Below are 19,331 nucleotides of genomic sequence, written 5' to 3'. Positions count from 1 at the left end.
CTCAAATGCTGCAGCTGCGAAAACCGCAGAACAGTTCGTCGGCCGTGGGCGGTACGAAGCGCCGCGCGCACGGGTGGCGCAGGCGCGGGCTGGCCTGCAGCGTGGCGCCGCGCAGCACCCGCTGCCCCGGCGCGATGGCCAGGCTGGCTGGTGCGCCGGGCCAGGCGCGGGCGCTGCCCGCCGTCCACTCCAGCAGTTCGCCCCAGACGAAGCCGCGCCGCACCGCGGTGGTGGCCGCCAGTTCCCATTCGGGCTCGGTGGGCAGGCGCCGGCCCGCCCAGCGGCACCAGGCCTCGGCCTCGTGCGCGCTGACATGCAGCACCGGCTGGGCCCCCGGCACGCGCTGCATGCGGCCCTGACGCCGCGCCAGCACACCACCGGCCACCTGCTCCACATAGCGCGGCGCGCGGCGCGTGGTGGCCTCCAGCCAGTCCCAGCCGTCGCAGCTCCACCACCGGCGGTCGTCGTAACCGCCGTCGTCGATGAACTCGGCGTACTCGGCCCAGCCGACCGGCTGGGCATCGATCTCGAACTCGGGCACCTGCACCGCGTGTGCCCAGCGTTCGGTCTCGGGCACGAAGCCGCCGTGGGCTGCGCCCAAGGTCATGCGCTGGCCCGGCAGTCCGATGCTGTCGCGGCGCGCGCGCACCGGCAGTTCGGCCAGCCAGCCGGCGGCCTGGGCCCCTTGCAGGCGCTCGGGCGCCAGGTCCAGCGCCTGGGCCAGCACGGCCAACGTCTCGCCGATGCGGTCTTCGTGCTGCAGCGCCAGCCGGTAGACATGCAGGGCCGCATCGTCCGACGCGCCATCCGGGCCCGTGCCCAGCTTGTCCAGCAACTCCAGCGTGCCCTCCAGCGTGAGCGCCAGGTAGCGGCGCAGCGCCTGTGCGTCGGGCATCTCGCGGCGCCAGCGCTCGGCGCGGCTGGCCGCCTGGGGATCGAACCAGGCATCGACGCCCGGCTCCACCGGCGGCAGGCGCAGGCCCGCCGGGTCGGCCGCCTCGCCACGGCTGCGCTGCACATGGCGGGCGATCCAGTATTCCTGGAACCACGCGGCGTGGCCCACCCACCACAGCGGCGGATCGAAGTCGGTGAAGGGCTCGCGAAAGCTCAGGCCCTCGAACGCCGCCAGCCAGCCCAGCGTGCGGCTGCGTGCATCCATCAGCGCCAACGACAGCAGTTCCGGGCCGGCGCGGCGCATGGCCGGCCCGTCGTGCACGCGGGGATCAATGAGGGCAGCGCCGAGGCTCATGCGGGTGCGGTGGCGTCGGCGTGCGGGGCGGGGCGGGAGGGGGGTCCGGTCAGTCGTTGACCGCGGGCCGCGCCACCAGCGACAGCGCGGGCCCGAAGCGCTTGCGCACCGCAGCCTCGATGCCCGCCGCGTCCAGCCCGCACAAGGCCAGCAGCTTGGCAGGATCGCCATGCTCGATGAACTCGTCGGGCAGGCCCAGGTGCAGCAGCGGCACGCTCAGGCCGGCGGCGGCCAGGGCCTCGCCGACCGCGCTGCCCGCGCCACCGGCAATGCAGCCCTCCTCCAGCGTGACCAGCGCGTCATGGCTGCGGGCCAGTTCGGCCACCAGTTCGGTGTCCAGCGGCTTGGCGAAGCGCATGTTGGCCACCGTGGCGTCCAGCGCCTCGGCGGCGGCCAGCGCCGGGTGCAGCAGCGTGCCGAAGGCCAGGATGGCCACACGGCGCGGCGCGCCCTGCCCCGCGGCCTGGGGCAGGCGGCTGGTGCGACGCACCTCGCCCTGGCCCCAGGGCAGCTCGGTCAGGCCCGGCTCGATGGCCGCGCCGATGCCGGCACCGCGCGGGTAGCGCACGGCGGTGGGGTGGTCGCGGCGGAAGGCGGTGGTCAGGGCCTGGCGGCACTCGTTCTCGTCGGACGGCGTCAGCACGGCCATGTTCGGCACGCAGCGCAGGAAGGCGATGTCGTAGGCCCCGGCATGGGTGGCGCCATCGGCGCCCACCAGACCGGCGCGGTCGAGCGCGAACATCACCGGCAGGTTCTGCAGCGCGACGTCGTGGATCAGCTGGTCATAGCCGCGCTGCAGGAAGGTGGAGTAGATCGCCACCACCGGCTTGTAGCCCTCGCAGGCCATGCCACCGGCAAAGGTGACGGCGTGCTGCTCGGCGATGCCCACGTCGTGGTAGCGCTTGGGGAAGCGCTGCTCGAACTCGACCATGCCCGAGCCCTCGCGCATGGCCGGCGTGATGCCCACCAGGCGCGGGTCGGCCGCGGCCATGTCGCACAGCCACTGGCCGAACACCTGCGTGAAGGTGGTCTTGGGCGGCGCGCTCGGCTTGGTCAGGCCCACGCCCGGATCGAACTTGCCCGGGCCGTGGTAGCCGATCGGGTCGGCCTCGGCCAGCTTGTAGCCGTAGCCCTTCTTCGTGACCACGTGCAGGAACTGCGGCCCGCGCTTGTCGCGCAGGTTCTCCAGCGTGGGGATCAGCGAATCCAGGTCGTGGCCGTCGATCGGGCCCACGTAGGTAAAGCCCAGTTCCTCGAAGATGGTGCCGGGCACCACCATGCCCTTGGTGTGCTCCTCGAAGCGGCGGGCGAACTCGTACAGCGGCGTGTTCTTCAGCACGCTCTTGGCGCCCTCGCGCGCGGCGCTGTAGAAGTTGCCGCTCATCAGGCGTGCCAGGTGCTTGTTCAACGCGCCCACCGGCGGGCTGATCGACATGTCGTTGTCGTTGAGCACCACCAGCATGTCGGCCGGGCCCACACCGTGCGGCGAACCGCCGTGGTTCATGGCCTCGAAGGCCATGCCGCCGGTCATCGCGCCATCGCCGATCACCGCCACCACATGACGGCGCTCGCCCTTGAGCTTGGCGGCATGCGCCATGCCCAGCGCGGCCGAGATGCTGGTGCTGGAGTGGCCGGTGCCGAAGGTGTCGTACTCGCTCTCGGCGCGGCGCGGGAAGCCGCTGATGCCGCCGAGCTGCTTGAGCGTGGGCATGGCCTCGCGGCGACCGGTGAGGATCTTGTGCGGATAGGTCTGGTGGCCCACGTCCCACACCAGGCGGTCGTGCGGCGTGTCGAACACGTAGTGCAGCGCGATGGTGAGCTCCACCGTGCCCAGGTTGGACGACAGGTGGCCGCCAGTCTTGGCCACGCTTTCGAGCAGGAAGGCGCGCAACTCCTGCGCCAGCGTGCGCAGCTGGGCGCGCGACAGGCGGCGCAGCTCGGCCGGGGTGGTGATGGACTGCAGCAGCGGATAAGGCATGGATGTTCTCTTCCGGGCGTGGCCGTTCAGCAGTCGCGGTGCACCACCATGTCGGCCAGCTGGCGCAGGCCGTGGGTGTCGGCCAGGCCGCTGCGGGCCAGGGCATCGACGGCCGAGGCATGCAGCGCATGCGCCTGGCGCCGTGCCTCGTCCAGGCCGAGCACGGTGACGTAGGTGGGCTTGTTGGCGTCCATGTCCTTGCCGGCGGTCTTGCCGAGCTTGTCGGACGCCTGGGTGACGTCGAGGATGTCGTCGACGATCTGGAAGGCCAGGCCCAGCGCGGCGCCGAAGTCAGACAGCGCCGACCAGGCTCCCGCGCCGCAGGGGCCGGTGGCGGCGCCCATCAGCACGCTGGCCTGCAGCAGCGCACCGGTCTTCAGCCGGTGCATCTGGCGCAGCTCGGCCTCGGTGAGCGGCTTGCCGGTGGCCGCCAGGTCGATGGCCTGGCCACCGGCCATGCCGGCATGGCCCGAGGCGCGGGCCAGCAGCGCCACCAGGCGCGCCTGCAGCGCCGGCGGCAGGCCGGCCTCACCCTCGGGGGTGAGCACCTCGAAGGCCAGGGCCTGCATGGCATCGCCGGCCAACATGGCCGTGGCCTCGCCGAACTGCACATGCACGGTGGGCTTGCCACGGCGCAGCACATCGTCGTCCATGCAGGGCATGTCGTCATGCACCAGCGAGTAGGCATGGATCAGCTCCACCGCCACCGCGGCGCGCATCGCGGCGTCGCAGTGGCCGTTGACCGCCTCGGCGGCCGCGCGCACCAGCAGCGGACGCAGGCGCTTGCCGCCATCGAGCACGCCGTAGCGCATGGCCGCGCCCAGGCCCGCCGGCGCATCGGCCGGCACCCAGGCGTCCAGCGCCTGTTCCACCTGGGCCAGCTGCTCACGCACCCAGCCCTCGAACGCCGCGGTCTCCACGGCGGCGCTCATGCGCCCGTCCAATCGCTCAACTGTCCCTCCTCCAGCACCTTGACCTGCGCCTCGACGGCCTGCAGCCGCTCGCGGCAGAAGGCCAACAGCGCCGCCCCGCGCTTGTAGTGATCCAGCAGGCCGTCCAGCGGCAGCTGCCCTCCTTCCATGGCCTGTACCAGGCGCTCCAGTTCGGCCAGCGCGTCTTCGTAACGGGCGGGCAGTTCGGGCGCGGTGGCGGGTGCGGTCATGGGCAGCTGCAATCTGGGCAATCTTCGATTTTAGTCAAGCCGCCCGACGCCCCGCTGACCCGCCGCAGGGGCACCTCCCCAGCTCGGGCTACAATCGCGCCCCAACGGTCACCCCGCGTCTCGCGAGGTGGCCGTTTTCATCATCAGTCCCATCCCGCGGGGCCACCGGGTGGGGGGTTTTTGACATCCTTTGCCGGAGATCCAGGGGATCATGTCGGACCTGAGCACTCGTCTCGAAGCTCTTGCGCGCAGCCAGCATCCTGTCGATGAACGGTCGGCGCGCTCGCAACTCTCTGTCACCACCTATTTCTCGGACGAGCTGTTCCGTCGCGAGATGGAGCTGATCTACCAGCACGGCCCGCGCTACCTCGGGCACGAGCTGGCGGTGCCCGAGGTGGGAGATTTCTACGCGCTGCCGCAGGAAGGCGAAGGCCGTGCGCTGGTGCGCACGCCGCAAGGCGTGGAGCTGATCTCCAACGTCTGCCGCCACCGCCAGGCGGTGATGCTGCGCGGGCGCGGCAACACCCAGACCAACGGCGGCGGCGGCAACATCGTGTGCCCGCTGCACCGCTGGACCTACGACATGCAAGGCAAGCTGCTGGGCGCCCCGCTGTTCGACCACGACCCCTGCCTGGACCTGAACCGCTACCGCACGCGCAGCTGGAACGGCATGGTGTTCGAGGACAACGGCCGCGACATCGGCGCCGAGCTCGGCCAGGTGGGCCCGCGCGCCGACCTCGACTTCACCGGCTATGTGCTCGACAAGGTTCACATCCACGAGTGCAACTACAACTGGAAGACCTTCATCGAGGTCTACCTCGAGGACTACCACGTCGGCCCGTTCCACCCCGGCCTGGGCCGCTTCGTCACCTGCGACGACCTGAAGTGGGAGTTCAGCCCCCACCACTCGGTGCAGACCGTGGGCATCAACGACTCGCTGCGCCAGGCCGGCTCGCCCGCCTACAAGCGCTGGCACGAGGCCGTGCTGGCGCTGGGCAACGGCGCGCCGCCCAAGCAGGGCGCGATCTGGCTGACCTACTACCCGAACATCATGGTCGAGTGGTATCCGCATGTGCTGGTCGTCTCGACGCTGTACCCCAAGGGGCCGCAGAAGACGCTGAACATGGTGGAGTTCTACTACCCCGAGGAGATCGCCGCCTTCGAGCGCGAGTTCATCGAGAGCGAGCAGGACGCCTACATGGAAACCTGCATCGAGGACGACGAGATCGCCGAGCGCATGGACGCCGGCCGCCGCGCGCTGATGGAGCGCGGCGATGACGAGGCCGGCCCGTACCAGAGCCCGATGGAAGACGGCATGCGCCACTTCCATGAGTGGTATCGCCGCGTCATGGGCATGGGCCGCGCCCCCTGGTGAGCCCGGGGGCCTGAGCTATCGGGCCGCCACCTTCCTCAGCAACTCGATCAGCATCAGCCGCTCGGCGCGGGTGAGGCGGCTGTCGAGTTCGCGCTCCATCGGGTCGGCGGCCTGCGCGCCGGTCTCGGCGAGCTGGCGGCCTTCGTCGGTGAGCACGATGTTGTGGCTGCGGCGGTCGGACTCGCTGCGTTCGCGGCGGATCAGGTCGCGCTGCTGCAGTCGGTCGAGCAGCAGCGTCAGGTTGGGCGCGGACAGCGCCAGCGCGCGACCCAGGCGCTTGGGTGCCAGCGGGCCGTTGGCCAGCAGCAGCAGCAGCAGCGAGTACTCCACCTTGCGCAGGTTCAGCGGCGTGCCCACATGGCGCTCGAAGGTGTCCATCGTGGTCACCGTGGCGGTGGCCAGGTGAAAGCCCAGGATGTCCTCCAGCGCGCCCAGCGACAGCTGCGGCGTCTCGGTGCGCGAGATCATCCCTGACCCGCCTGCGCCAGATGCGGCAGCGCCGCGGCCTGGCGACCCACACGCGCCCAGTGCACCTGGGCCTGCGGCAGCAGCCAGTCGATGCCATAGCGCGCCACGTCCAGCCAGGCTTGCGCGCTGCGGCCACCGGGCGCCGGCGCGCGCGCCGGGTCCAGCGCGGTGCGTGCGATGCGCGCCCAGGCCCACGCGAACAGCGCATGGCCCACGCCGGCCAGCATGTCGTCGGCCACGCGCAGCGGGTACTCGGCATCGCCCTCGCGGCCGGCCAGCAGCGCGGCCTGGGCCTGGCGCCAGGCGGCCAGTTGCCCGTCCAGGGCCTCGGCAAAGGGCTGAAGCGCCGGCTCGGTGCGGCACCGTGCGGCCTCTTCGGCCAGCCCGGCCATCAGCGCCTCGGCGCGCGCGCCACCGTCGTCCAGCAACTTGCGCTGCACCAGGTCGATGGCCTGGATCTCGTTGGTGCCCTCGTAGATCATCGCGATGCGGCTGTCGCGCACCGTCTGCTCGATGCCGAACTCGGCGACGAAGCCATAGCCGCCCCAGGCCTGCAGCGCCTCGTCGGCGCCGCGGTGGCCCAGTTCGGTGAAGAAGGCCTTGGCCACCGGCGTCAGGATGGCCACCTGAGCGGCCGCGGCGGCGCGGCGCGCGGGCTCGGGATGGTGTTCGGCCTCGTCCAGCAGCATGGCGCCATGCAGGGCCACCACACGGGCGGCATCGGTGCGGGCCTGCAGGCCCAGCAGCAGGCGGCGCATGGCGGGGTGCCAGGCGATGGGATCGGCGCCGGGCCCCGGCACCGCCCCTTCCGGCCGCGACGGCGCGCGCATCTGCACCCGCTCGGCCGCATAGCGCCAGGCGTTCTGCGTGGCGGCGTCCAGGTGGCCCAGGCCCTGCATGGCCACATGCAGGCGCGCCGAGTTCATCATGCGGAACATGGCTGCCAGGCCGCGGTGCGGCTGGCCGATCAACCAGCCCTCGGCGTTGTCGAAGCGCATCTGGCAGGTGGCACTGCCGTGGATGCCCATCTTGTGCTCGATGCCGTCGCAGTGCACGGCGTTGCGCCTGCCATCGGGCAAGAACTTGGGTACCAGCGCCAGCGACAGGCCCTTGCTGCCCGCGCCGCCATCGGGCAGTCGGCACAGCACCAGGTGCACGATGTTGTCGGTGAGGTCGTGGTCGCCGCCGCTGATGAAGATCTTGCTGCCGCTGATGCGCACCGGCACGCCGTTGGCCGCCGGGGCACCGCCCACCACCTCGGCGCGGGTGCGCACCTGGCCCAGGTCACTGCCGGCCTGCGGCTCGGTGAGGCACATGGTGGCCAGGAACTGGCCGCTCACCATCGGTGGTAGGTAGCGCGCGCGCAGTTCGGGCACGGCATCATGGCGCACCACCTCGCAGGCGCCGTGCAGCAGGCCGGGGTACATGGTCCAGCCGTGGTTGGCGGCCGCGATCATCTCGTTGAGCGGCATGTTCAGCGCCTCGGGCAGGCCCTGGCCGCCATCGGCCACCGGGGCCGCCAGCGCCGGCCAACCGCCCTCGACATACGCGGCCCAGGCCTCGCGGAAGCCGGTGGGCGTGGTCACGCCCTCGGGCGACCAGCGGCAACCTTCGCGGTCGCCGCTGGCGTTCAGCGGCGCCAGCACGCCCGAGGCGAAGCGGCCGGCCTCGGCCAGCACCTGGCCCGCCGTGTCGGCGTCCAGATCGGCATGGGCGGGCAGCGTGGCCCACTGGGCCGGTGCGTCGAGCACCTGCACCAGCACATGCAGCATGTCGGCCACCGGGGCCTGGTAGGTCCACATCGTTGAAGCTCCCTGGGCTGGCGGGCCAACGCCCGCGCCGGTCAATCGTGCTTTTTGGCGCCGAGATAGGTCTCGACGACACGCGGGTCGTCGGCCAACTGCGCGGCCGGGCCTTCCAGCGCGAAGGCGCCGGTCTCCAGCACGTAGCCGTGGTCGGCCACCTCCAGCGCGGCGCGGGCGTTCTGCTCCACCAGCAGGATCGAAACCCCCTGCTCGCGCAGCGTGGCGATGATGCGGAAGATCTCGCGCACGATCAGCGGCGCCAGGCCCAGGCTGGGCTCGTCCAGCATCAGCAGCTTCGGGCCGGACATCAGCGCGCGGCCCACGGCCAGCATCTGGCGCTCGCCGCCCGACAGCGTGCCGGCCAGCTGCGCGCGGCGCTCCTTCAGGCGCGGGAAGGTGGTGTACACGCGCTCCAGCGCGTCCTTCCACTCGCGGCCCTGCTTCATCGCGCGCCAGCCGCCCAGCACCAGGTTGTCCTCCACCGGCATGGTGCCGAACAGCTCGCGCTTCTCGGGCACCAGGGCCATGCCCAGCATCACGCGTTCTTCCAGCGTGACGTCGGCCAGGTCGGTGCCGTCGAACACGATCTGGCCGCGTGAGGGCAGCACCGCCATCAGCGCGTTCAGCGTGGTGCTCTTGCCGGCGCCGTTGGGGCCGATGATGGTGACCACCTGGCCCTTGGCCAGCTGGAAGTTCAGGCCCGACAGCACCTCGGCGCGGCCGTAGCCGGCGTGGAGGGCATTCACTTGCAACAAAGCAGTCATCTCAATGTTCCGTCCCGAGGTAGGCGGCGCGCACCACCGGGCTGGCCTGCACCTCGGCCGGCGTGCCCTCGATCAGCTTGGTGCCGAACTCCATCACCACGATGCGATCCACCAGGCCCATCACGAAGTCCATGTCGTGCTCGACCAGCAGGATGCTCATGCCCTCGCGCTTCAACTGCCGCAACACCTCGGCCAGGGCCTGCTTCTCCTTGTGGCGCAGGCCGGCGGCGGGCTCGTCCAGCAGCAGCAGGGCCGGGTCGGTGCACAGCGCACGGGCGATCTCCATCAGACGCTGCGGGCCGAGTGCCAGGTTGCCGGCCAGCTCGTGCATCTGCTCGGCCATGCCGATGCGCTTCAACTGCGCCTCGGCCTCGGCGAACAGGCGCTTCTCCTCGGCGCGGTCGAGCCGCAGCATGGCCTTCACGGTGCCCGAGCTGCTGCGCAGGTAGCCGCCCAGCGCCACGTTCTCCAGCACCGTCATCTCGGGGATCATCTTCACGTGCTGGAAGGTGCGCGACATGCCGCGCCGCGCGATCTCGCGCGAGGGCAGGCCGCCCACCGCCTCGCCCCGGAAGCGCACCGCGCCGCGGGTGAGCGGCAACACGCCGGTGACCAGGTTGAAGGTGGTGCTCTTGCCGGCGCCGTTGGGGCCGATGAGGCCCATGATGTCGCCGGCCCTGATCTCGAAGCTGACATCGTTGACGGCCACCAGGCCGCCGAACTCCTTGCGCACCGCGTCCACCTGCAGCAGGGCCTCGCCACGTTGCGGCTTGCTCCGCGCCGGCAGGGCCGGGGCGCCGTCCCAGTCGCGCTTGCGCTGCGGGGCCGGGAACCACCGGGCCACGAAGGGCCACAGGCCGTCGGGCGCGTACTTCAGCACCGCCACCAGCACCAGGCCGAAGACGATGATCTCGAAGTTGCCCGAGGCACCGATCAGCTTGGGCAGCAGCACCTGCAGCTGGTCTTCGACGATCTTGACCACGCCCGCGCCCAGGAAGGCACCCCAGACATGGCCCACGCCGCCCAGCACGGCCATGAACAGGTACTCGATGCCCTTGTGGATGCCGAAGGGCGACGGGTTGACCGTGCGCTGGAAGTGCGCGAACAGCCAGCCGGAGATGGCCGCCAGCACCGCGGCGATGACGAAGATGATGACCTTGTAGCGGAAGGTGGAGATGCCCATGGCCTCGGCCATGGTGGTACCGCTCTTGAGCGCGCGGATGGCGCGGCCCGGCCGGCTGTCCAGCAGGTGCGTGACGGCCAGTGCGGCCGCCAGCGCCACGGCCCAGATCAGCACGCAGATGCCGCGGCCCGAGCCCAGGCTGACGCCGGCGATCTCGAGTGCCGGGATGCCCAGGATGCCGTCGTACTTGCCCAGGAACTCCATGTTGGCCATGGTGTAGTTCAGCGCCAGGCCCCAGGCGATGGTGGCCAGCGGCAGGTAGTGGCCCGACATGCGCAGCGTGATCGCGCTGAGCACCAGCGCCACCACCACCGACAGGCCCACGCCGACGAACAGCGCCAGCCACGGCGAGATGCCCAGCTTGACGCTGAGAAATGCCGAGGTGTAGGCGCCCATGCCAACGAAGGCGGCCTGGCCGAAGGAGGTGAGGCCGGCCACGCCGGTGAGCAGCACCAGGCCCAGCGAGACGATGGCGTACAGGCCGATGTAGTTGAGCTGGGTGATCCAGAACTCGGGCACCGGCAGGGCCGGCAGCAGCAGCATCAGGGCTGCGAAGGCGGGAAAGGCAAAGCGTTGCATGGCGACGGCCCGTTCAATGTTCTTCGGCGTGCGGGTCGCGCAGGCTTCGCCACAACAGCACCGGCACGATGGCCGAGAAGACGATCACTTCCTTGAAGGCGCTGGCCCAGAACGAGCCGAAGCTTTCCAGCAGGCCCACGCCGATCGCGCCCACCAGCGCCATCGGGTAGCTGGCCAGGCCACCGAACACCGCGGCCACGAAGCCCTTCAGGCCGATCAGGAAGCCCGAGTCGTAGAACACCGTGGTGGTGGGGCCGATCAGCAGGCCCGACAGCGCGCCGATGAAGGCGGCCAGCGTGAAAGTCAGCTTGCCGGCCGACTCGCTGCTGATGCCCATCAGCCGTGCGCCCAGGCGGTTGACGGCTGTGGCGCGCAGCGCCTTGCCGTACAGGCTGCGTTCGAAGAACAGCCACAGCGCGACGATCAGCGCCACCGAGGCCAGCATGATGATCAGCGTCTGGCCGCTGAAGGTGAGCGGGCCGGCGCTGAAGCGCTCGTCCCAGAAGCTGGGGTTGCGGAAGCCCTCGGCGCCGAAGAACAACAGGCCCAGGCCGGTGAGCGCAAAGTGCACGCCCACCGAGACGATCAGCAGCACCAGCACCGAGGCATCGGCCAGCGACTGGTAGGCCAGCCGGTACAGCAGACCGCCGAAAGGCGTGACCAGCGCCAGCGTCAGCGCCGCCTGCACCAGCAGCGGAAATTTCTGCGGTGCGGCCCAGATGGCCACCAGGGAGATCAGCACCGGGTACACCGTGCTGCCGGTCACGCGGCGTGCGATGCGCGACAGGCTCTGGTGGTGCTTCAGCCCATCGGCCACGTCGGCCACCGCCGCGCAGCCGGCCAGCACCAGCAGGAACCACACCGTGCCCGGCACCTGGCCCTGCTGCAGCAGCGCCAGCGTCAGCGCGCCGAAGGCCACGTACTCGCCCTGCGGGATGAAGATCACGCGCGTGACGGCGAACACCAGCACGGTGGCCAGCGCCAGCAGCGCGTACACCGCACCGTTGGTGACGCCGTCCAGCGCCAGGATGCTTGCGATCGAGAAGTCCATGCGAAATCCAGTGCCGGGATGCTGCAAGCGGTTTGCCGCAGATCACCTACCGACCAGTCGGTCGATGATAAGAAGCTGGCGGCGGCTGAGGGATGTCAAAAAGCCTAGGGAGAACCCGAGGCGGCACGCACCTCGGGTGGTGGGGCAAGCGGCTTAGTTCGCCAGCACCCAGTCGGCGTTCTTCACCTGGAGCATCACGCCGGTTTCCATCGTGTAGCCCCAGTGGTTGTCGGGCGTCCAGTTCAGCACGCCGTGGGCCAGCACGGTGCGGCCCATGGTCTCGAACGCGTCCTTCAGCGCGGCGCGGAACTCAGGCGTGCCGGGCTTGGCCTTCTTCAGGGCCATCGGCGCGGCCTTCTCCAGGATCAGTTGCGCGTCGTAGGCATGGCCGGCGAACTGGTTGGCGGTGTTGTTGCCGTACACCTTCTCGTAGGCAGTCAGGAAGGCCTTGGACACGGCCTTGCTGGGGTGGCTGTCGGGCAGGATGTCGCCCACCGTGGCCGGGCCGGAGACGACGTAGGCGCCCTCGACGTCCTTGCCGCCCACGCGCATCAGGTCCATCGAGGCCGCGGCATGGGTCTGGTAGATCTTGCCCTTGTAGCCACGCTCGACCACGGCCTTGTGCGGCATGGCCGCGCCCGAGCCCGAGGCCACGATCAGCATCGCGTCGGGGTTGGCCGACGTGAGCTTGAGCGCCTGCGCGGTCACCGAGGTGTCGGTGCGCGCGAAGCGCTCGGTGGCCACGATCTTGATGCCGTTCTTCTCGGCCTCGGCGGTGGCGGCCTTCAGCCACAGTTCGCCATAGGCGTCGGTGTAGCCCAGGAAGCCCACGGTCTTGATGCCCAGCTTCTTCATGTGGCCGAACACGGCGTGGGCCATCACGTCGTTGCTTTGCGGCAGGCGGAACACCCAGCCGTCCTGGCCCGGCGGCAGGCCCACCGGCGAGGCGGCCAGCTGCACCGTCTTGCCCTCGGTGGCCACCGGCGACATGGCCGCGGCCACGGCGGTGATGCACGAACCGATGATCAGGTCGACCTTGTCTTCGCTGATGAAGCGGCGGGCGTTGGTGGCGCCCTTGCCGGGATCGGTGGCGTCGTCGAGGATGATCAGGTTGACCTTCTCGCCGGCGATGGTCTTCGGAAACAGCTTGAGCTGGTTCTGCATCGGGATGCCCAGGCCCGAGCCTGGGCCGGTGAGCGACAGGCTCACGCCGATGTTGATGTCGGCCAGCGCGGGTGCGGCGGCCAGCAGCATGGCGGCGGTGGCCAGCAGGGTCTTGATCGGCTTCATCGCTTGTCTCCTCGGAGCACGGTCAGGGGTGGGGGAACACGGAACGGGGACGGACGCTCACAGGCACAGCGCCTGGATGTCCTCGGGAATGGGAATCGAACGGATGCGCCCATCGGGCTCGCGCACGCAGAAGGCGCGGGTCTCGGTGCCTTCGCACAGCAGGTCATCGCCGCGGCGCACCAGGTGGCGGTGGCGGAAGGTCTTGCGGCCCCACTCCTCCACGCTGGTGTGGATCTCGATCGTCTCGCCATAGGTGGCGGGCTTCAGGAAGCGCGTGTGGATCTCCAGCAGCGGCGTGCCGATGATGCCGCGCGTCTTCACCAGCTCGCGCCAGGGCGGCACGCCGCAGGCCATGAAGAAGGCCAGCGAGGCCGTGTCCATCCACTTCGAGAAGTTGGGGAAGAACACGATGCCGGCCGGGTCGCAGTCGCCGAAGCAGACCTCGACACGGTGGACATGCACCTGGCTCATCGCGGCGCCATCCGCAGCGAGCCGTCCAGGCGGATGACCTCGCCATTGAGGTGCACGTTGGTGATGATGTGCGCGGCCAGCGCAGCAAACTCGTCGGGGCGGCCCAGGCGCTTGGGGAACGGGATGCTCTGCGCCAGCGACTGCTGCACGGCCTCGGGCAGCTCCTGCATCAGCGGCGTGGCAAACAGCCCCGGCGCGATGGTGCAGCAGCGGATGCCGAACTGCGCCAGGTCGCGCGCCATCGGCAGCGTCATGCCCACCACGCCGCCCTTGCTGGCCGAATAGGCCTGCTGGCCCACCTGGCCGTCGAAGGCCGCCACGGAAGCCGTGTTGACCACCACGCCGCGCTCGCCATCGGCCAGCGGCTCGGCCTGCGCGATGCGCGACGCGGCCAGGCGGGTGACGTTGTAGGTGCCGATCAGGTTGACGCGCACCACGCGCTCGAAGTCTTCCAGCGGCGCCGGCGAGCCGTCGCGCTGGATCACGCGCTTGGCGGTGCCAATGCCGGCGATGTTCATCACGATGCGCGCGACGCCGAAGCGCGCTTGCGCGGCATCGAGCGCGGCCGTGACCGAATCGCTGCTGGTGATGTCGCAGCGCAGGCCCAGCGCCGCATCGGCGCCCAGGTCGGCCGCCACGCGCTGCGCGCCGGCCTCGTTGATGTCCAGCACCACCACCTTGGCGCCCAGCCGCGCCAGCTCGCGCGCCACGGCCTCGCCGAGGCCCGAGCCACCGCCGGTGACGATTGCCACCTTTCCCTGGATGTTCATCGCATCAGCCCTTCTTCGTGTTCACTTCTTCGGCAGGATCAGGAAGGGGTCGCTCTCGCCCCCTTCGTACAGCGCCTCCACCAGGGCCGCACGGGCGGCCAGCACGGCGCGCTGGTTGATCGAGTTCTTGTCGGTGACCTCGCCCTTGTCGATCTGCGGCGGCTCGGCCAGCACATGCAGGCGCGCCGGGCGGTTGGCGCTGCCGGTGCCGCTGGCCCACAGCGTGTCGGCCAACTGCTGGAAGAAGGCGCGCACGGCCGGCAGGTGCAGCACCTCGGGGAAGGGCATCGCATCGCCACCCTCCACATTCAGGCCGGCCAGCTTGCGCACCTCGTCCATGCGCGGGAATAGCAGCAGGCCGATCTCGTCGCGGTTCAGGCCCGTCACCACCGCGTCCTGCACGCAGGGGTGGCCGGCGGCGATGACCTTGGCGCGCAGCGGCCCCACGCTGACGAAGGTGCCGGTGCTGAGCTTGAAGTCCTCGGCCGTGCGGCCGTCGAACACCAGGCCGCGCGTGGGGTGCGCCGGGTCGACGAACTTCACCGCGTCACCGGTCTTGTAGAAGCCTTCCTCGTCGAAGGCCTCGTTCGTCTGCTCGGGTGCGCGCCAGTAGCCCGGCATCACGTTGGGGCCGCGGAAGCGGATCTCGGTCTTGCCCAGCGGGTCGCCCGAGGTATCAGGCACCAGCTTCACCTCCACCCCCGGCACCGGCAGGCCGATCCAGCCCGACTTGACATCGGTGCCCACGGCAAAGGTGCAACTGGGCGCGGTCTCGGTCATGCCCAGGCCGGTGATGATGCGGATGCGCTCGCCCACCTCGGCCTCGGCCTGGGCTTCGAGCTTGTCCCACACCGCCTGGCTGAGGCCCGCGCCGGCGAACATGAACGCCTTGACGCGGGCGAACAGGCTCTTGCGCAGCACCGGGTCGGTGTCCATCGCGGCCGAGATCTCCTCGAAGCCCTTGGGCACGTTGAAGTACACGGTGGGCGAGATCTCGCGCAGGTTGCGCAGCGTCTCGGCCATGCCCTTGGGCGTGGGCTTGCCGTCGTCGATGTACAGCGTGCCGCCGTTGTAGACCACGATGCCCACGTTGTGGTTGCCGCCAAAGGTGTGGTTCCACGGCAGCCAGTCCACCAGCACCGGCGGCTCCTTGGCCAGGAAGTTCAGGCACTGGTGGATCATCTGCTGGTTGGCGCAGATCATCCGGTGCGTGTTGATCACACCCTTGGGCGCCTTGGTGCTGCCCGAGGTGAACAGGAACTTGGCGATGGTGTCGGGGCCGACCTTCGCATGGGCCTGGGCCGCGGCCTCACCCGGCACGGTGGCCAGGATCTGCTCGACGCTGAGCACCTCGCGGCCTTCCAGCACACCCTCGGCCCTGCCCTCGGTCAGCACCACCGGCACGTTCTTGTCGAACACCGCCTCGATGGCCTTGGCATAGGCCGCCGACGACGCGAACACCATGCCCGGCGTCACCGTGTTGGCGATGTGGCGCAGCTTGCCGTAGTCGGTGCTGATCAGCGAGTAGGCCGACGAGATCGGCACATAGGGCACGCCCACCCACATGGCGCCGAAGGCCAGCGTGAGGTACTCGATGTCGTTGTCGCTCAGGATGGCCAGCGGCCGATCGACCGACAGGCCATGCTCGATCAGCGCCTGGCCCACGGCCTGGATGCGCTGCAGGAACTGGCCGTAGCTCACACGCCGCCAGTCGCCGTGGTGCGGCGCGCGCGCATCGCGCTTGGCCACCAGCGTGCGCTCGGGCACCTCGGCGGCCCATTGCTCCAGCGGATCGGTCAGGCGGTCGGGAAACCAGCGCAGCGCGTCGGTGGAGCGCAGGATCTGCGTGCCGTCGGCACGCGTCTCGATCGTGGCCTCGACGCAGCCGCCCACGTCGGCATCGCGATAACGCGCCGGCCCGCTCACAGCCCGGCCCCCTTCACCACCTTGCCGGCCTTGCCTTCCAGGAAGGCGCGCAGCCGGGTCTGCGCCTCGGGCGTGTTGCTGGCGCAGGCGGCCATCAGCGATTCGGCGAACAGGCCCTCGCCGGGGTTCATCTCGGCAATGCGCGGCAGCGCGTGCATCACGGCAAAGGCGCTCATCGGCGCGTTGCTGGCGATCTTGCGCGCCAGCGCGATGCCCTTGGCCAGACCCTCGCCATCTTTGACGCGGTAGTTCACCACGCCGTAGCGCTCGCCCTCGTCGGCATCGAACACGCGGCCGGTCAGCATCATGTCGGTCATGCGGGCGGTGCCCATCAGGCGCGGCACGCGCACCGAGCCCCCGCCGCCGACGAAGATGCCGCGCTGGCCCTCGGGCAGGCCGAAGTAGGCCGAGTCTTCCGCCACGCGCAGGTGGCACGAGGCCGCCAGCTCCAGCCCGCCGCCCACCACCGCGCCGTGCAGCACGGCGATCACCGGCACCTTGCCGAACTGCACCGCGTCGAAGCAGGCATGCCAGCCGCGCGAATGCAGGATGGCGGCCTGGATGTCGCGCTCGACCAGCTCCGACAGGTCCAGCCCGGCGCAGAAATGGTCGCCGGCGCCGCTCACCACCACGGCCCGCGTGCCCTCGGGCAGGTTCACGAAGGCGGTGTGCAACTGGGCGATCAGGCCGTCGCTGATGGCATTGCGCTTGGTGGGCCGGTTCAGCCGCACATGCAGCACCGCGCCCGACTGCGAAATCTCCAGCAGGTCCAGCGTGGCCAGCAGGCCGGTGGCGGGAGCGAAAGCGTCGTCAGACATGCGGGCAGGCCTCTCAATGATGCGTATCGGGTTCTGAACGGCCCGAAAGATAGTTCAACGATTGAAATTCATGATCAGGGGAAACCCTGGAGAATTTCGTGCTGCACCGCCGCAGAATCGCGTTCGATGCCAGCCGCGGCTGGTTTCATCTCTGAACCATCGAGCACCTGCAAGGACCTGCCATGAAGGCCGACGAGCTGATCGCGATCGACATCCACACGCATGCCGAGGTGTCGTGCTGGAACCCGTTCGACAACTACGGCGAGGAGTACGACCGCGCCGCGGACAAGTACTTCGGCAGCAACCGCCGGCCCACCATCGACGAGACGGTGGCCTACTACCGCGAGAAGAAGATCGGCCTGGTGATGTTCACGGTGGACAGCGAGGCCCAGCTCGGCCGCCGCCGCATCCCGAACGAGGAGATCTGCGAGGCGGCGCAGAAGAACAGCGACATGATGATCGCCTTCGCCAGCATCGACCCCCACAAGGGCAAGATGGGCGCCCGCGAGGCGCGTCGCCTGGTGGAGGAGCACGGCGTCAAGGGCTTCAAGTTCCATCCCACGGTGCAGGGCTTCCTGCCCTACGACAAGATGGCCTGGCCGATCTACGAGGTGATCGCCGAGCACAAGCTGCCGGCCATCTTCCACTCGGGCCACTCGGGCATCGGCTCGGGCATGCGCTGCGGCGGTGGCCTGCGCCTGCAGAACAGCAACCCCATGCTGCTGGAAGACGTGGCCATCGACTTCCCCGACATGGAGATCGTGGTCGCCCACCCCAGCTGGCCGTGGCAAGACGAGGCCTTGTCGCTCGCCTTGCACAAGCCCAACGTGTGGATCGACCTGAGCGGCTGGAGCCCGAAGTACTTTCCGCCCCAACTCGTGCAGTACGCGAACACGCTGCTGAAGGACCGCATGCTCTTCGGCAGCGACTACCCGCTGATCACGCCCGAGCGCTGGATGAAGGACTTCGACGAGGCGGGCTTCAAGGACAAGGTGAAGCCTTTGATCCTGAAAGAGAACGCGAAGCGGTTGTTGAAGTTGGGTTGATGGCTGGGGGCGACCGAGCCTGCGATCGGCCCGGATGGCGGGCGCGTCGGGCCGACGGAAGCGGTCGCCTGCGGCGACTTCGCTGCGGTGCTCGGCCTGGGGGCGCGCCGTACATTTAGCTCCGCCGGCCTGCGGCCGGCTGCGCACAGGTCCGGCGAGTCAGTCGGTCGAAGCGTGATTCGGCTTCGCCGCCTCACGCCGCCCCCAGGCCTGCGCGCCTCGCCGCTTCCCACGGCCCGCCACACCCGCCACCCGGGCCGATCGCCCCACCACCGTGGCATGCCAACGCAGAATGCCCCGATTCGCGCGCGGAAACCGTGCCGCCAAGCCGTGCCCGGGTGTCTGGCGCAGCGAATCTGCGTGGGCGAGGAGCGCAGGGCGGGTGGCCGCGCGCGCCAGCGCGCATCGACCTTCTGACTCGCATCGCCTGTTCGAGCACAGTGAGCGTGAGCGAACGGGGCGAGTTGCGATGCGGGGCCACCCGCCCGAGCACCGCAGCGAAGTCCGATGCGAACGCATCGGACCCACGCAGTTGAGCGGAGCCGGACACCCGGGCACGGCTTGGCCCGCACAGACGTCGGCCTGTTCAAGCGTCGAAAGCCCGCGCGGAGCTACCGCAAAGCCTCCCTCACCGCCGCCACCTGACGCCGCGACACCGCCAGCACCTGCCCGTCCGACAGCCGCACCACCCAGTTCTCGCCATCCAGCAGCGGACCGGCCGTATCCGAGCCGCGTTCCAGCGCCCGCACCGCGCCCCGCGCCACGATGGCGTTGCGGTGCACGCGCAAGAAACCCGGCCCCAGCCGAGGCTCCAGCTCCGACAGCGACTCGTCCAGCAGCCACTGCCCTTGTGTGCGACTGCTCAGCCGCACGTACTTCTGCTCGGCCTTCAGGCTCAGGATCTCGTCCAGCGGCACCCGCTGCACCCGGCCCCGGTGGCTGAAGCTCAGCGCGTCGCCCGCCGCCGCGGGCGTGCTGGCCGGCAACGCATCGCCTGACGCGGCCGCCACCGGCGCGGCCTCACGGCCCAGCCGCCGCGTCACCCGCAGCAGCGCGGCCTGCAGCCGGTCGCGCCGCACCGGCTTGGTCAGGTAGTCGGTGGCATCCAGATCGAACGCCGCCAGCGCATGCTCGGCATGGGCGGTGACGAACACCACCTGCGGCGCCTGGTCCATCGAGCGCAGCGCCGCCGCCGTGCGCAGGCCGTCGCGGCCCGGCAGCGCGATGTCCAGCAGCACCAGATCACAGGGCGTGTCGGCCAGCCGGGCCAGCGCCGCGTCGGCATCGCCGGCCTCGCCCACCACCTCGGCGCGCGGCATCGTGGCGGCTGCCTCGCCCGGCTCGGCGCCACCCGCCTCGGCCGACAACTGCCGCAGCAACGCCACCAGCCGCATGC

Annotated in this window: 17 protein-coding genes; 2 read left to right on the top strand and 15 right to left on the bottom strand. The window is 70.2% G+C overall.

All coding sequences use genetic code 11. From position 1 onward, the window contains the following. Nucleotide 1: 1 nt before the first annotated feature. From AACH10_RS08370 to xseB, 4 genes are read right to left on the bottom strand one after another with little or no spacing between them, the layout of a single operon-like run. The gene (locus AACH10_RS08370) at nucleotides 2-1,249 is read right to left on the bottom strand and encodes an SUMF1/EgtB/PvdO family nonheme iron enzyme (RefSeq protein WP_341409936.1); all 1,248 of its coding nucleotides are present in this window, start codon (nucleotides 1,247-1,249) and stop codon (nucleotides 2-4) included. 49 nt (nucleotides 1,250-1,298) lie between these two features. Next, the gene (dxs, locus tag AACH10_RS08365; protein ID WP_341409935.1) at nucleotides 1,299-3,227 is read right to left on the bottom strand and encodes a 1-deoxy-D-xylulose-5-phosphate synthase; all 1,929 of its coding nucleotides are present in this window, start codon (nucleotides 3,225-3,227) and stop codon (nucleotides 1,299-1,301) included. A 26-nt stretch (nucleotides 3,228-3,253) separates the two neighbouring features. After that, the gene (locus AACH10_RS08360) at nucleotides 3,254-4,159 is read right to left on the bottom strand and encodes a polyprenyl synthetase family protein (protein WP_341409934.1); all 906 of its coding nucleotides are present in this window, start codon (nucleotides 4,157-4,159) and stop codon (nucleotides 3,254-3,256) included. Beyond that, entirely contained in the window at nucleotides 4,156-4,389 is a 234-nt protein-coding gene (gene xseB, locus AACH10_RS08355) for an exodeoxyribonuclease VII small subunit (protein ID WP_341409933.1), read from the bottom strand. Before xseB ends, AACH10_RS08360 begins: the two co-directional genes overlap by 4 nt. A 211-nt stretch (nucleotides 4,390-4,600) precedes the next feature. Between xseB and AACH10_RS08350 the strand changes: the two genes are divergently transcribed. Beyond that, complete coding sequence (locus AACH10_RS08350) at nucleotides 4,601-5,764, top strand: aromatic ring-hydroxylating oxygenase subunit alpha (protein WP_341409932.1); 1,164 nt, start codon at nucleotides 4,601-4,603, stop codon at nucleotides 5,762-5,764. A 15-nt stretch (nucleotides 5,765-5,779) separates the two neighbouring features. On the opposite strand, the gene AACH10_RS08345 is transcribed toward AACH10_RS08350, so the two are convergent. From AACH10_RS08345 to AACH10_RS08300, 10 genes are all read right to left on the bottom strand, one after another. After that, nucleotides 5,780-6,232, bottom strand: coding sequence for a MarR family winged helix-turn-helix transcriptional regulator (locus tag AACH10_RS08345; RefSeq protein WP_341409931.1), 453 nt, complete (start codon nucleotides 6,230-6,232; stop codon nucleotides 5,780-5,782). Continuing rightward, on the bottom strand, nucleotides 6,229-8,034 hold the full coding sequence (locus AACH10_RS08340; RefSeq protein ID WP_341409930.1) for an acyl-CoA dehydrogenase family protein: 1,806 nt from the start codon (nucleotides 8,032-8,034) through the stop codon (nucleotides 6,229-6,231). Before AACH10_RS08340 ends, AACH10_RS08345 begins: the two co-directional genes overlap by 4 nt. 41 nt (nucleotides 8,035-8,075) lie before the next feature. Continuing rightward, a complete protein-coding gene (locus AACH10_RS08335) occupies nucleotides 8,076-8,801 on the bottom strand; it encodes an ABC transporter ATP-binding protein (protein WP_341409929.1) in 726 nt (241 codons plus the stop codon). A gap of 1 nt (nucleotide 8,802) precedes the next feature. Further along, a complete protein-coding gene (locus AACH10_RS08330; protein WP_341409927.1) occupies nucleotides 8,803-10,563 on the bottom strand; it encodes a branched-chain amino acid ABC transporter ATP-binding protein/permease in 1,761 nt (586 codons plus the stop codon). Nucleotides 10,564-10,576: 13 nt separating this feature from the next. After that, nucleotides 10,577-11,614, bottom strand: a complete 1,038-nt coding sequence (locus tag AACH10_RS08325; protein WP_341409926.1) for a branched-chain amino acid ABC transporter permease — start codon at nucleotides 11,612-11,614, stop codon at nucleotides 10,577-10,579. A 153-nt stretch (nucleotides 11,615-11,767) separates the two neighbouring features. Next, a complete protein-coding gene (locus AACH10_RS08320; protein WP_341409925.1) occupies nucleotides 11,768-12,904 on the bottom strand; it encodes an ABC transporter substrate-binding protein in 1,137 nt (378 codons plus the stop codon). Nucleotides 12,905-12,961: 57 nt separating this feature from the next. After that, entirely contained in the window at nucleotides 12,962-13,375 is a 414-nt protein-coding gene (locus AACH10_RS08315; RefSeq protein ID WP_341409924.1) for an acyl-CoA thioesterase, read from the bottom strand. After that, nucleotides 13,372-14,145, bottom strand: coding sequence for an SDR family NAD(P)-dependent oxidoreductase (locus tag AACH10_RS08310; protein ID WP_341409923.1), 774 nt, complete (start codon nucleotides 14,143-14,145; stop codon nucleotides 13,372-13,374). The genes AACH10_RS08315 and AACH10_RS08310 overlap by 4 nt, the downstream gene beginning before the upstream one ends. Nucleotides 14,146-14,166: 21 nt before the next feature. Beyond that, nucleotides 14,167-16,071, bottom strand: coding sequence for a feruloyl-CoA synthase (locus AACH10_RS08305; RefSeq protein WP_341409922.1), 1,905 nt, complete (start codon nucleotides 16,069-16,071; stop codon nucleotides 14,167-14,169). Continuing rightward, the gene (locus AACH10_RS08300) at nucleotides 16,068-16,889 is read right to left on the bottom strand and encodes a crotonase/enoyl-CoA hydratase family protein (protein WP_341409921.1); all 822 of its coding nucleotides are present in this window, start codon (nucleotides 16,887-16,889) and stop codon (nucleotides 16,068-16,070) included. The genes AACH10_RS08305 and AACH10_RS08300 overlap by 4 nt, the downstream gene beginning before the upstream one ends. A 182-nt stretch (nucleotides 16,890-17,071) precedes the next feature. Between AACH10_RS08300 and AACH10_RS08295 the strand changes: the two genes are divergently transcribed. Beyond that, the gene (locus AACH10_RS08295) at nucleotides 17,072-17,935 is read left to right on the top strand and encodes an amidohydrolase family protein (RefSeq protein ID WP_341409920.1); all 864 of its coding nucleotides are present in this window, start codon (nucleotides 17,072-17,074) and stop codon (nucleotides 17,933-17,935) included. A 611-nt stretch (nucleotides 17,936-18,546) separates the two neighbouring features. Here the strand turns inward: AACH10_RS08295 and AACH10_RS08290 are convergent. Continuing rightward, entirely contained in the window at nucleotides 18,547-19,329 is a 783-nt protein-coding gene (locus tag AACH10_RS08290; RefSeq protein ID WP_341410433.1) for a LytR/AlgR family response regulator transcription factor, read from the bottom strand. Nucleotides 19,330-19,331: the final 2 nt, after the last annotated feature.

The organism is Pseudaquabacterium inlustre (genome assembly GCF_038066595.1).
In the GTDB taxonomy this organism is placed as follows: Bacteria; Pseudomonadota; Gammaproteobacteria; order Burkholderiales; family Burkholderiaceae_C; genus Pseudaquabacterium; species Pseudaquabacterium inlustre.
Note: the sequence above shows the minus strand (reverse complement) of the source record. Positions and strands in the feature narration are given on the sequence as shown.

Coding starts and splice junctions, on each gene's coding strand:
- AACH10_RS08370 (WP_341409936.1), bottom strand. CDS start 1,249: ATGAGCCTCGGCGCTGCCCTCATTGATCCCCGCGTGCACGACGGGCCG.
- dxs (WP_341409935.1), bottom strand. CDS start 3,227: ATGCCTTATCCGCTGCTGCAGTCCATCACCACCCCGGCCGAGCTGCGC.
- AACH10_RS08360 (WP_341409934.1), bottom strand. CDS start 4,159: ATGAGCGCCGCCGTGGAGACCGCGGCGTTCGAGGGCTGGGTGCGTGAG.
- xseB (WP_341409933.1), bottom strand. CDS start 4,389: ATGACCGCACCCGCCACCGCGCCCGAACTGCCCGCCCGTTACGAAGAC.
- AACH10_RS08350 (WP_341409932.1), top strand. CDS start 4,601: ATGTCGGACCTGAGCACTCGTCTCGAAGCTCTTGCGCGCAGCCAGCAT.
- AACH10_RS08345 (WP_341409931.1), bottom strand. CDS start 6,232: ATGATCTCGCGCACCGAGACGCCGCAGCTGTCGCTGGGCGCGCTGGAG.
- AACH10_RS08340 (WP_341409930.1), bottom strand. CDS start 8,034: ATGTGGACCTACCAGGCCCCGGTGGCCGACATGCTGCATGTGCTGGTG.
- AACH10_RS08335 (WP_341409929.1), bottom strand. CDS start 8,801: ATGACTGCTTTGTTGCAAGTGAATGCCCTCCACGCCGGCTACGGCCGC.
- AACH10_RS08330 (WP_341409927.1), bottom strand. CDS start 10,563: ATGCAACGCTTTGCCTTTCCCGCCTTCGCAGCCCTGATGCTGCTGCTG.
- AACH10_RS08325 (WP_341409926.1), bottom strand. CDS start 11,614: ATGGACTTCTCGATCGCAAGCATCCTGGCGCTGGACGGCGTCACCAAC.
- AACH10_RS08320 (WP_341409925.1), bottom strand. CDS start 12,904: ATGAAGCCGATCAAGACCCTGCTGGCCACCGCCGCCATGCTGCTGGCC.
- AACH10_RS08315 (WP_341409924.1), bottom strand. CDS start 13,375: ATGAGCCAGGTGCATGTCCACCGTGTCGAGGTCTGCTTCGGCGACTGC.
- AACH10_RS08310 (WP_341409923.1), bottom strand. CDS start 14,145: ATGAACATCCAGGGAAAGGTGGCAATCGTCACCGGCGGTGGCTCGGGC.
- AACH10_RS08300 (WP_341409921.1), bottom strand. CDS start 16,889: ATGTCTGACGACGCTTTCGCTCCCGCCACCGGCCTGCTGGCCACGCTG.
- AACH10_RS08295 (WP_341409920.1), top strand. CDS start 17,072: ATGAAGGCCGACGAGCTGATCGCGATCGACATCCACACGCATGCCGAG.
- AACH10_RS08290 (WP_341410433.1), bottom strand. CDS start 19,329: ATGCGGCTGGTGGCGTTGCTGCGGCAGTTGTCGGCCGAGGCGGGTGGC.